Annotated in this window: 8 protein-coding genes; 5 read left to right on the top strand and 3 right to left on the bottom strand. The window is 70.8% G+C overall.

The features are described from left to right. Positions 1 to 21: 21 nt before the first annotated feature. Complete coding sequence (locus ACWIGU_RS27150; RefSeq protein WP_454404287.1) at positions 22 to 732, bottom strand: SanA/YdcF family protein; 711 nt, start codon at positions 730 to 732, stop codon at positions 22 to 24. A 149-nt stretch (positions 733 to 881) separates the two neighbouring features. On the opposite strand from ACWIGU_RS27150, the gene ACWIGU_RS27145 reads away from it, so the two are divergent. From ACWIGU_RS27145 to ACWIGU_RS27125, 5 genes are all read left to right on the top strand, one after another. Further along, entirely contained in the window at positions 882 to 1,796 is a 915-nt protein-coding gene (locus tag ACWIGU_RS27145; protein WP_454404286.1) for a sirohydrochlorin chelatase, read from the top strand. A gap of 33 nt (positions 1,797 to 1,829) precedes the next feature. Next, positions 1,830 to 3,191 carry a deoxyguanosinetriphosphate triphosphohydrolase gene (locus tag ACWIGU_RS27140; RefSeq protein ID WP_454404285.1) on the top strand — a complete coding sequence of 454 codons (1,362 nt, stop codon included), beginning with the start codon at positions 1,830 to 1,832 and terminating at the stop codon, positions 3,189 to 3,191. A 162-nt stretch (positions 3,192 to 3,353) separates the two neighbouring features. Continuing rightward, positions 3,354 to 4,628, top strand: coding sequence for an NAD(P)/FAD-dependent oxidoreductase (locus tag ACWIGU_RS27135; RefSeq protein WP_454404284.1), 1,275 nt, complete (start codon positions 3,354 to 3,356; stop codon positions 4,626 to 4,628). Positions 4,629 to 4,662: 34 nt separating this feature from the next. Next, positions 4,663 to 6,561, top strand: coding sequence for a DNA primase (gene dnaG, locus ACWIGU_RS27130; protein ID WP_356272632.1), 1,899 nt, complete (start codon positions 4,663 to 4,665; stop codon positions 6,559 to 6,561). A 185-nt stretch (positions 6,562 to 6,746) separates the two neighbouring features. Continuing rightward, positions 6,747 to 8,150, top strand: a complete 1,404-nt coding sequence (locus ACWIGU_RS27125) for an RNA polymerase sigma factor (RefSeq protein ID WP_454404283.1) — start codon at positions 6,747 to 6,749, stop codon at positions 8,148 to 8,150. 145 nt (positions 8,151 to 8,295) lie between these two features. On the opposite strand, the gene ACWIGU_RS27120 is transcribed toward ACWIGU_RS27125, so the two are convergent. Next, positions 8,296 to 10,224: an ABC transporter ATP-binding protein gene (locus ACWIGU_RS27120; RefSeq protein WP_454404282.1), complete on the bottom strand. Its 1,929-nt coding sequence runs from the start codon at positions 10,222 to 10,224 to the stop codon at positions 8,296 to 8,298. Next, positions 10,224 to 11,957, bottom strand: coding sequence for an ABC transporter ATP-binding protein (locus tag ACWIGU_RS27115; protein WP_454404281.1), 1,734 nt, complete (start codon positions 11,955 to 11,957; stop codon positions 10,224 to 10,226). Before ACWIGU_RS27115 ends, ACWIGU_RS27120 begins: the two co-directional genes overlap by 1 nt. Positions 11,958 to 12,068 lie beyond the last annotated feature (111 nt).

Genomic DNA, 12,068 nt, shown 5'->3' with positions numbered 1-12,068 from the left:
TTCCGGAACCCAAGGTTCCCGTCAGCGACGCCCCACCTCAAGAGCCTCCTGAACCCCAGGCTCCTGTTGGCCGAGAAACCGGGGATCGGGCCGGAACACGGAGTCGATGAGGGCCTTCCCCGCGGCGAACACCTCACGGGCCCCGCCGTAATACCAGGTCACGTCGTGCCGGTCGTCGACGCCGACGCCGTACGACGAGACGCCCGCCGCCTCGCACAGGGCGACCGCGCGCCGAATGTGGAACCCCTGGCTGATCAGCACGGCCCGGTCGACCCCGAAGATCTTCTTGGCCCGCACACACGAGTCCCACGTGTCGAACCCGGCGTAGTCGCTGACGACAGCCCTGCCGGGCACCCCGTGCCGGGTCAGATAGGCGCGCATGGCGTCGGGTTCGTCGTAGTCCTCGCGGCTGTTGTCGCCGGTCACCAGAACGACCCGGATCCGCCCGTCACGGTAGAGCCGCGCCGCGGCGTCGAGCCGGTGAGCGAGATACGGCGAAGGCTCGCCCTCCCAGAGCCCGGCCCCGAACACCACAGCGACATCCGTGCGCGGCACATCGTGAACCGTATGCAGCCGGTCCCCGGTCGCCACAAACATCCACGTGGCCGGCAACAGCGCCAGCACACACACGGCCACGGCACCCTGTACGAACAGCCGCCACCCCCGTCGCGTACGCGGCAACCGGATCCGCACCACTGCCCCCACCCCCACCCTCCGAAAACGTCGTCGCACGACTGGACGCACGTTTTTGCCGGCCGGTTCACGCGGCAAGCGGAGACCCCGACCACCTCACATCCGCCCGAACACCCGGTGAGCCCAGGGGAAGCGACCCGTCACCGCCCCGCAACGACGCCGCAACCTCCCGCGTCCAGGATCAATTCATGACGGCGTCGAATCATCAGCGCGACGAGCCCACCGGCACGGCCCACCTCGACAGTACGGCGCAACTCATGACCAGGATCACCAGTCAGCTCGGCACCCAGCTGAGCCACGTCCGGCTCGACGGCAGCCGCCGCACACCGCCGCAGACCCCGCCCACCCCTCCGGCCCCGCCGGCTCTGGTAGTCGTGGCGCACGGCAGCCGCGACCCGAGGGCGCTCGCCACGGTCCACGCCCTGCTGGACAAGGTGCGCGAGGAACGCCCGGGACTCCCCGTCCACCTCGGCCACATCGAGCTGAACGAACCGCTCCTGACCGACACCCTCGCGGGCCTCGCCCCCGGCCGCGCCGTCCTGGCCCCGCTGCTCCTGTCCCGCGGCTACCACGTGAAGCAGGACATCCCGGCAGCCCTGGCCACGGCCCCGCACCTGACGGCCCGCGTCGCCCCGCCGCTGGGCCCCCACCCGCTCCTCGTGGAAACGCTGTACGCCCGCCTGGCAGAGGCCGGCTGGGACCCGCGCCCCGACGCCCGTACGCGCAGGACCAGCGGTGTGGTCCTCGCGGCGGCGGGCTCCCGTGACCCCGAGTCGGCCGTCGACACGGCCCGCACGGCCGCGCTCCTGGCCGACCGGCTGGGCGTCCCGGTCGTGCCCGCCTACGCGAGTGCCGCCGCCCCCACCGTCCCGGCCGCGCTGCGCGCGCTGGCCGCGAGAGGCAGGCACCGAGCCGCCGTCGCCGCGTACTTCACGGCGCCGGGCCGCTTCGCCACGCAGTGCGCGCAGGCCGCCCCCTGGATAGCCACCGCCCCGCTGGGCGCGCACACGGCGATGGCGCGCCTCCTGCTCCACCGCTACGACACGACGCTCGCCTCCCCGGCGCGACCCGCTCCCGTACAGCGGCAGCTCACGTCGGCCTGACCGTTTGTCACCTCGTGCCTTTACTGTCAGTGCATGGAAGGCACGCACGAGACACCCGCAGCGAATGCGGACCCATCCGTCCCGACCGCCCCAACCACCCCGTCCCACCCCGTCGACCGGTCCGGCTACGACGCAGCGGCGGCGGAGCGCTGGGCCCCCGAGCCCGACAAACGCCCCGGCCGCACCGCCTTCCAGCGCGACCGCGCCCGCGTCCTGCACTCCTCGGCGCTGCGCCGCCTCGCGGGCAAGACCCAGGTGGTCACCCCCGGCACGATGAACCGGGCCTGGGACGCCAGCCCTCGCACCCGTCTGACGCACTCCCTGGAATGCGCGCAGGTGGGCCGTGAGCTCGGCGCGGCGCTCGGCTGCGACCCGGACCTCGTGGAGACGGCCTGCCTCTCGCACGACATGGGCCACCCGCCCTTCGGCCACAACGGCGAACAGGCGCTGAACGAGGTGGCGCAGGACTGCGGCGGCTTCGAGGGGAACGCGCAGTCGCTGCGCCTGCTGACCCGTATCGAACCCAAGCGCTTCGTCCGCAGCGCCGACACGGACGAGCTGGTCAGCGTAGGCCTGAACCTCACGCGCGCCGCGCTGGACGCCGCGACGAAGTACCCGTGGCCCCGCGGCGGCCACCCCACCGACCCGGCCTCGCCCAAGTTCGGCGTGTACGAGGACGACCGCCCGGTCTTCGACTGGATCCGCAAGGAGTCACCCGAGCGGCGCACCTGCTTCGAGGCGCAGGTCATGGACTGGTCGGACGACGTCGCGTACTCGGTGCACGACCTGGAGGACGGCCTGCACGCCGGCCACCTGGACCCGAACATGCTGCACGCCGAGCCGGAGCGCCGTGACATCTACGCGGTCGCGATCGGCCGTTACGTACCGGCGGACACGGACCCCGAAGAGCTCGCGGCGGCACTCGACCGGCTCCTCGACCAGGAGTGGTGGCCGCACGGCTACGACGGCACGGCGGTCGCGCAGGCTCGCCTCAAGGACGCGACGAGCCAGCTCATCGGCCGCTTCTGTCTCGCGGCGGAGGGCGCCACCCGCGCCCGGTACGGCTCGGGCCGCCTCACGCGCTACGGGGCCGAGCTGGTGGTGCCGCGCGAGGCACGGTACGAGTGCGCGGTCCTCAAGGCGGTCGCCGACCGGTACGTGATGCAGCGCCCGCAGCAGGAGCGGCTCCGCGCCGACCAGCGCATCGTCGTGGCGGAGCTCGCCGAGGCGCTCACCCGGCGCGCCCCCGACGGCCTCGACCCGCAGTTCCGCGCCCTGTTCGACACGGCGGGCGACGACCGCGCCCGCAAGCGCGTGATCGTCGACCAGATCGCCTCCCTCACCGACGCCTCGGCCCGCGAGCTGCACGCGCGGCTCACAGGGCCCCGTCCATGAGGGCGTGTTCATGAGGGCGCACGGTCGTCGCCCTCGTCGCGAAACCGGCCATCGACCACTGGGCGTGACGAAAAGATGCCCTGTTCGGACCATGCCCCCTTCCCGCATCACGCTCCGTGCGGGACGCTCGCATATGGCGCCATGGCAAAGAGGAGGCATCACGTGGTCGACGCGGATCAGACGTTCGTCATTGTCGGAGGCGGGCTCGCCGGAGCGAAAGCGGCCGAGACGCTGCGCTCCGAGGGCTTCAACGGCAGAGTGATCCTCATCGGGGACGAGAGGGATCATCCGTACGAACGCCCACCCCTGTCCAAGGGCTATCTCCAGGGCAAGGAGGAACGGGACAGCGTCTTCGTCCACGAACCGGCCTGGTACGCGCAGAACGACATCGAGCTGCACCTCGGCCAGACCGTCGTAGCGGTCGACCCGGCCGTGAAGAACGTCCGGCTCGGCGACGGCACGGTCGTCCACTACGACAAGCTGCTCCTGGTCACCGGCGCCGAGCCGCGCCGCATGGACATCCCGGGCACCGAGCTGGCCGGCGTGCACCACCTGCGCCGCCTCGCCCACGCGGAGCGCCTGAAGGGCGTCCTCGCCTCCCTCGGCCGTGACAACGGTCACATCGTGATCGCGGGCGCGGGCTGGATCGGCCTGGAGGTCGCCGCGGCGGCCCGCGAGTACGGCGCCGAGGTCACCGTCGTCGAGCCCGAGGCAACCCCGCTGCACGCGGTCCTCGGCCCCGAGATCGGCCAGATCTTCGCCGACCTGCACGCCGAGCACGGCGTCCGCTTCCACTTCGGCACCCGCCTCACCGCCATCACCGGCCAGGACGGCATGGTCCTCGCCGCCCTCACCGACGACGGCGAGGAGCACCTGGCCCATGACGTGCTGGCCGCGATCGGCGCCGCCCCGCGCGTCTCGCTCGCCGAGTCCGCCGGGATCGAACTCGCCGACCGTTCGCACGGCGGCGGCATCGCCGTCGACGCCTCGCTGCGCACCTCCGACCCCGACATCTACGCGGCCGGTGACGCGGCGGCCGTGCAGCACCCCCTCTTCGGGACCCGGCTGCGCGTCGAGCACTGGGCCAACGCGCTCAACGGCGGCCCGGCCGCCGCCCGCGCCATGCTGGGCCAGGAGGTGACGTACGACCGCGTGCCGTACTTCTTCTCCGACCAGTACGACGTCGGCCTCGAGTACTCGGGCTGGGCGCCCCCGGGCAGTTACGACCAGGTGGTCATCCGGGGGGACGCGGCCAAGCGGCAGTTCATCGCGTTCTGGCTCAAGGACGGGCGGGTGCTCGCCGGGATGAACGTGAACGTGTGGGACGTCACGGAGACCATCCAGGCCCTCATCCGCTCCGGTGTCAGGCCCGGGACGGAACGCCTGGCGGATCCGGCCGTCGCGCTCACGGCGCTGCTCGAGGGGGAGGACGGGTGACGTGAGTGTCGGCGGGTCACCGTAGAATTCTTGCGTGGCAGGCAGGATCAATGACGAGGATGTGAAGGCGGTCCGGGACGCGGTCCCGATCGACGCCGTGGTGTCCGAGTACCTGCAACTGCGCAACGCGGGCGGCGGCAACCTCAAGGGCCTGTGCCCCTTCCACGACGAGAAGTCGCCGTCCTTCCAGGTCAGTCCGAGCAAGGGCTTCTTCCACTGCTTCGGCTGCCAGGAGGGCGGCGACACCATCACGTTCGTGATGAAGGTCGACCACCTCTCCTTCTCCGAGGCCGTGGAGCGCCTCGCCGGCCAGGCGGGCATCACCCTGCGGTACGAGGAGGGCGGCTACAACCCCTCGCACCAGCGCGGTGAGCGCATCCGCCTGGTCGAGGCGCACAAGGCGGCCGCCCAGTTCTACATGGACCAGCTGGAGAGCGCCGAGGCGGAGATCGGCCGCAAGTTCCTCGCCGAGCGCGGCTTCGACCAGGCCGCCGCCGCGCACTTCGGCGTCGGCTACAGCCCGGCCGGCTGGGACCACCTCACGCGCTTCCTGCGCGGCAAGGGGTTCACCGACAAGGAGCTCATCACCTCCGGGATCGCCCAGGAGGGCCGCCGCGGCCCCATCGACCGCTTCCGTGGCCGCCTCATGTGGCCCATCCGCGACATCGGCGGCGAGGTCGTCGGCTTCGGCGCCCGCCGCCTGCGCGACGACGACAACGGTCCGAAGTACCTGAACACGCCCGAGACGCCGATCTACAAGAAGTCCCAGGTGCTCTACGGCATCGACCTCGCGAAGAAGGACATCGCCAAGTCGAGCCGCGCGGTCGTCGTCGAGGGATACACGGACGTGATGGCCTGCCATCTCGCCGGCATCACCACCGCCATCGCGACCTGCGGCACCGCCTTCGGCGGCGATCACATCAAGATCCTGCGCCGCCTCCTCATGGACAACGGAAGCGCCCGTGTGATCTTCACCTTCGACGGCGACTCGGCGGGCCAGAAGGCCGCCCTGCGCGCCTTCGAGGACGACCAGAAGTTCGCCGCCGAGACGTACATCGCGGTGGCCCCCGACGGCATGGACCCCTGCGACCTGCGCCTGGCCAAGGGCGACGAGGCGGTCGCCGACCTCGTCGAACCCCGCACCCCGCTCTTCGAGTTCGCCCTGCGCCACATCGTCTCCCGGTACGACCTGGAGACCCCCGCCGGCCGCGCCTCCGCGCTGGACGAGGCCGCCCCCGTCGTCGCCCGCATCAAGAACAGCGGCGCGCAGCACGAGGTAGCCGTCCAGCTCGCCGGCATGCTCGGCATCCTCGACACCCAGTTCGTCGTCAAGCGCGTCTCGCAGCTCGCCCGCTGGGCCCGCGACCGTGGCGGCCGCGGCCCCGCCCCGGCCCGCCCGCAGCAGTCCTACGAGGCCGCGGCGACGCGCGCCTCCGCCGCCGGCCCTGCCCTCACCCTGCGCAACCCCGTGTACGCCACCGAGCGCGAGCTGCTCAAACTCGCCCTCCAGCGGCCCGAGTTGGTCTCCCCGGCCTTCGACGCGTACGGCGTGGACGAGTTCACCGCCGCCCCGTACGCCGCGGTGCGCGAGGCGATCATCGAGGCGGGCGGCGCCGACCTCGGCACGCAGGACCCGCAGGCGTATCTCGTACGCGTGCGTGAGGCGGCGCCCGACGACGCGGTGCGCGCCATGGTCACCGAGCTCGCCGTCGAGGCGATCCTGCGCAGATCCGTCGACGAGGTGTACGCGGGCCAGCAGCTCGTCGCCGTGCGCCGCCGCGCCGTCGACCGGCGCATCCGCGACGTACAGGGCTCCCTGACCCGTCTGGGCACGCACGGCGACCCGGCGCGGCTGTCCGCCGTCCAGGAGGAGCTGATGGTCCTCCAGCGCTACGACAGGGCACTACAGGACCTGGGCGCGCAGGCGCTCTGACCGTTCGGGCCTGCCGTCGGACCCCCGCCCGCCCGGCGGGCCCGTGACGAGGTCCGCCCGGCCGGTTTCCGCCCGCCCGGCAGGGGCAGACGTCGTGCACGGTAACCGGGCGGTCACGCACCGGACTCAAAAAGTCGCCGCACGCCCCTCGTGGCGGCGTTGTGTCGTACAGCACACTGGGTCCGGTGCCTGAGTCCTCGGAGCGCGGCCGGAACCCCGACAACGGGTCCGACACCCCCGCGGTTCCGCCTATCGCGTACGGGACGGACAGCGGTGTGGCCGCCGTCGCCGATCCCGGTGTACCCCTGCCGCACGCCTCAGCAGCGATCACCTTGGAGGTCGCCCCCGTGCAGACCCAGACCCTCAGCCAGACCGGTGCCGCGCGTCAGAGCGCCCAGGGCGCCCCCGCGCCGGACACGGACGGGGAGGCACTTCCGGCCGTCCCCCAGCAGAGGGGGCCGGAGAACCATCCGGACTCCGACCCGCCCGACGATCCCGCCGACGCCCCTCAGGCGTCCGGCACCCCCGAACTGCCGGAGCCGGAGCCGGAGTCGGAACCAGGGCCCGAGACGGAGTCGCGGGAGGCCGGGCCCCGCCCGCCCGTCGCCCTCCTCCTCGACACCGTGGACACCGAGACTCCCGAGCCCCCGGCCTCCCGCAGCCGCACCGACACCGGCGGCCCGTCCTCGGACCTGTTCCGCCAGTACCTGCGCGAGATCGGACGGATCCCGCTGCTCACGGCCGCGGAGGAGGTCGACCTGGCCCGCAGGGTCGAGGCCGGACTCTTCGCCGAGGAGAAGCTGACGGGCACCCCCGACCCCGACTCCCAGCTCGCCATCGACCTCGACAGACTCGTCGTCATGGGCCGGATGGCCAAGCGCCGCCTCATCGAGGCCAACCTCCGCCTGGTCGTCTCGGTCGCCAAGCGCTACGTGGGCCGCGGCCTGACCATGTTGGACCTGGTCCAGGAGGGAAACCTCGGCCTGATCAGGGCGGTCGAGAAGTTCGACTACGCCCGCGGCTACAAGTTCTCGACGTACGCGACCTGGTGGATCCGGCAGGCCATGTCGCGGGCTCTCGCCGACCAGGCCCGCACGATCCGCGTCCCGGTGCACGTCGTCGAGCTGATCAACCGGGTCGTCCGCGTCCAGCGCCGCATGCTCCAGGAACGCGGCTACGAACCCACCCCCGAAGAGGTCGCCGCCCACCTCGAACTCGCGCCCGAGCGGGTCAGCGAAGTCCTGCGCCTGGCCCAGGAACCGGTGTCGCTGCACGCGCCGGTGGGCGAGGAGGACGACGTCGCGCTGGGCGACCTGATCGAGGACGGCGACGCGACGTCCCCCGTCGAATCGGCCGCGTTCCTCCTCCTGCGCGAACACCTGGAGGCGGTCCTCTCGACCCTCGGCGAACGCGAACGCAAGGTGGTCCAGCTCCGCTACGGCCTCGCGGACGGCCGCCCCCGCACGCTGGAGGAGATCGGCCGCATCTTCGGGGTGACGCGCGAGCGCATCCGCCAGATCGAATCCAAAACCCTCAACAAACTGAGGGACCACGCGTTCGCGGACCAACTGAGGGGCTACTTGGACTGAGGGGGCGCCCCGCGCCCCTTGAGGGGCGCGGGGAACTGTGCGACCAGCCCCCACCGGCCCGCAGAGAGAACCATCAGGGGCGCGGGGAACTGCGCAGACAAGCCACAGACGACCCGCACACAGAACCCCGCCCCGTATGACGCGCCTAGTCCACCTCGGCGACAGCCTGCGCGAACTGCGCGTTGTACAGCCGCTCATACGCCCCACCGGCAGCGCGCAGCGCCGCGTGCGTGCCCTGCTCCACGATGTCCCCGTTCTCCATCACCAGGATGGTGTCGGCATCGCGGATCGTGGACAGCCGGTGGGCGATGACAAAGCTGGTCCGCCCGTGCGCGAGCCGCGCCATCGCCTTCTGGATGAGCACCTCGGTACGGGTGTCGACCGAGCTCGTCGCCTCGTCGAGGACGAGTATCACCGGGTCCGACAGGAACGCGCGCGCGATGGTGATGAGCTGCTTCTCACCGGCGCTGACCCCCGCCCCCTCGTCGTCGATCACGGTGTCGTAGCCCTCGGGCAGCGTCCGGATGAACCGGTCCGCGTGGGCGGCCCGTGCCGCCTCCTCTATCTGCTCCCGCGTGACGTCCTTCGTGGCGCCGTACGCGATGTTGTCCGCGATCGTGCCGCCGAACAGCCACGTGTCCTGGAGCACCATGCCGATCCCGGAACGGAGTTCGTCGCGCGACATCTTCGCCACGTCGACCCCGTCGAGGGTGATGCGCCCGCCGGTCACCTCGTAGAACCGCAGCAGCAGGTTGACCAGCGTCGTCTTGCCGGCGCCGGTCGGGCCCACGATGGCGACGGTGTGACCCGGCTCCACGGCGAGCGACAGGTCCTCGATGAGCGGCTTGTCCTGCTCGTAGCGGAACGACACGTTCTCGAACTCGACGAGCCCGCGCAGCAGATCGGGCTTCTCGCCCGGCACCGGGTCGGCCTCCTGCTCGTCCGCGTCGAGCAGTTCGAAGATCCGCTCGGCCGACGCGACGCCCGACTGCACCAGGTTCGCCATCGAGGCGACCTGGGTCAGCGGCATGGAGAACTGCCGCGAGTACTGGATGAACGCCTGGACGTCACCGATCGACAGCGAACCCGAGGCCACCCGCAGGCCACCCACCACGGCGACGAGCACGTAGTTCAGGTTCGACACGAAGAACATCAGCGGCTGCATCATCCCGCTGTTGAACTGCGCCTTGAACCCGGCCTCGTAGAGCGCGTCGTTCTGCTCGGCGAACGCCTTCGCCGACTCCTCCTGACGCCCGAACACCTTCACCAGGGTGTGGCCGGTGTACATCTCCTCGATGTGCGCGTTCAGCTTGCCGGTGGTCTTCCACTGCTGCACGAACTGCGGCTGCGACCGCTTGCCGACCCGCGTCGCGATCAGGAACGACAGCGGCACCGTCACCAGCGCGACCAGTGCGAGCAGCGGCGAGATCCAGAACATCATCACCAGCACGCCGATGATGGTGAGCAGCGAGTTGATGAGCTGGGCCATCGTCTGCTGGAGCGTCTGGCCGATGTTGTCGATGTCGTTCGTGGCGCGGCTGAGGACCTCACCGCGCTGCCGCTTGTCGAAGTACGACAGCGGAAGGCGCGACAGCTTCGCCTGGATGTCCTCGCGCATGCGGAAGACGGTCTTGTTGAGCGCCCGGTTCGACAGCCGCGTCGCCACGGCCATCAGGAGACCGGCCCCCAGGAACGTACAGAGGGCGAGTCCCAGCACGGAGCCCACGGCGTCGAAGTCGATGCCCTGGCCGGGCGTGAAGTCGATCCCGGAGAGCATGTCGGCGACCCCGGAGTCACCCTTGGCCCGCATCCCCGCGATGACCTGCGCCTTGCTGCTCCCGGACGGCATCTCACGCCCGATGATGCCCGCGAAGACCAGGTCGGTCGCCCGGCCCAGGATCTTCGGGCCCAGCACCGACAGGCCCACGCTCAGGACGGCGCACGCGACCATCGCGTACATCGTCGTCTTCTCGGGCTTGAACTGCCTGATGAGCCGCTTGCCCGAGCCCTTGAAGTCCATCGAACGCTGGTCGGGGCCGCCCCCGGCCATCATCCGCCCGCCTGGCCCCGCCATCAGGCCGCCTCCGCTTCCGTCAGCTGGGAGAGAACGATCTCCCGGTACGTCTCATTGCCGTCCATCAGCTCGTGATGGGTGCCCGTGCCCACGACATGGCCCTCGTCGAGGACCACGATGCGGTCCGCGTCGCGGATGGTGGAGACCCGCTGGGCCACGATCACCACGGTCGCCTCGGCGGTCTCGTGCCCCAGCGCGGCCCGCAGCGCGGCGTCCGTCGCGTAGTCGAGCGCGGAGAACGAGTCGTCGAAGAGATAGATCTCGGGCCGCTGCACCAGCGTCCGCGCGATCGCCAGCCGCTGGCGCTGACCGCCGGACACATTGGTGCCGCCCTGCGCGATCGGGGAGTCGAGTCCGTTCTCCAGCTTCTCCACGAAGTCCTTGGCCTGCGCGACCTCCAGGGCGTGCCACAGCTCTTCGTCACTCGCGTCCGGATTGCCGTATCGCAGATTCGTCGCGACGGTCCCCGCGAAGAGGTACGGCTTCTGCGGCACGAGCCCGACGGTCCTGGCCAGCAGCGCCGGCTCGATGGTGCGCACGTCGACGCCGTCCACCAGGACCTCGCCGTCGGTCGCGTCGAACAGCCGCGGCACCAGGCCGAGGAGGGTGGACTTGCCGCTGCCGGTCGAGCCGATGACGGCGGTCGTCTCACCGGGGCGCGCGGTGACCTGGATGGCCTTGAGCACGGGCTCCTCGGCACCCGGGTAGCGGAAGCCCGCGTCCCGGATCTCCAGATGACCGTGGCTGCGCAGCTCCCGCACCGGCGCGGACGGCGGCACGACGCTGGACTCGGTGGAGAGGACCTCCTGGATGCGCTCGGCGCAGACCTCGGCGCGCGGCACCATCATGAACATGAAGGTGGCCATCATGACGCTCATCACGATCTGCATCAGATAGGCGAGGAACGCGGTGAGCGCGCCGATCTGCATGCCGCCGCTGTCGATGCGGTGAGCGCCGAACCAGACGACGGCGATCGACGAGATGTTCACCACCGTCATGACGATCGGGAACATCAGCGCGAGGAGCTTGCCGGTGCCGAGGGAGACCGCGGTCAGATCGGCGTTGGCCTCGCGGAAGCGCTCCTTCTCGTAGCCGTCGCGTACGAAGGCGCGGATGACGCGGTTGCCGGTGATCTGCTCGCGCAGCACCCGGTTCACCGTGTCGAGCCGCACCTGCATGGTGCGGAACAGCGGGCGCAGCCGGCGCACGATCAGGCTGACGCTGATCCCGAGGACCGGGACCACGGCGAGCAGCACGCCCGACAGGGGCACGTCCTGGCCCAGCGCCATGACGATGCCGCCGACGCACATGATCGGCGCCGACACCATCAGCGTGAACGTCATGAGCGTGAGCATCTGGATCTGCTGCACGTCGTTCGTCGTGCGGGTGATCAGGGACGGCGCCCCGAACTGGCCCATCTCGCGCGCGGAGAAGGACTGCACGCGGTCGAACACGGAGGCCCGGACGTCCCGTCCGAGCGCGGACGCGGTGCGCGCGCCGTAGTACACGGCGCCGATGTTGCAGACCATCTGGACCACGGTGATCGCGATCATGATGGCGCCGAAGGCCAGGATGTAGCCCGTGTCCCCCTTCACGACACCGTTGTCAATGATGTCCGCGTTGAGGGTGGGCAGATACAGCGAGGCGCAGGTCTGCAGGAACTGCAGCAGCACCAGCACGCCGATGGGTTTCTTGTATGGACCGAGATAGGTCCGCAGGAGTCGTATGAGCACGCTCGGTCTCTCGAAGTCGGCCGACATGATGGGGGTCAGTGATGCACGACCCCCATCGTCCGACACTCCACCCGCGTTACCTCAACCGATTTAGCCAAGAGCCCGCCAAGA

It is taken from the genome of Streptomyces sp. NPDC055400, from assembly GCF_053644375.1.
The sequence above is the reverse complement of the archived record's forward strand: the minus strand, read 5'-3'. Positions and strand labels throughout refer to the sequence as shown.

Coding starts and splice junctions, on each gene's coding strand:
- ACWIGU_RS27145 (WP_454404286.1), top strand. CDS start 882: ATGACGGCGTCGAATCATCAGCGCGACGAGCCCACCGGCACGGCCCAC.
- ACWIGU_RS27120 (WP_454404282.1), bottom strand. CDS start 10,224: ATGGCGGGGCCAGGCGGGCGGATGATGGCCGGGGGCGGCCCCGACCAG.
- ACWIGU_RS27140 (WP_454404285.1), top strand. CDS start 1,830: ATGGAAGGCACGCACGAGACACCCGCAGCGAATGCGGACCCATCCGTC.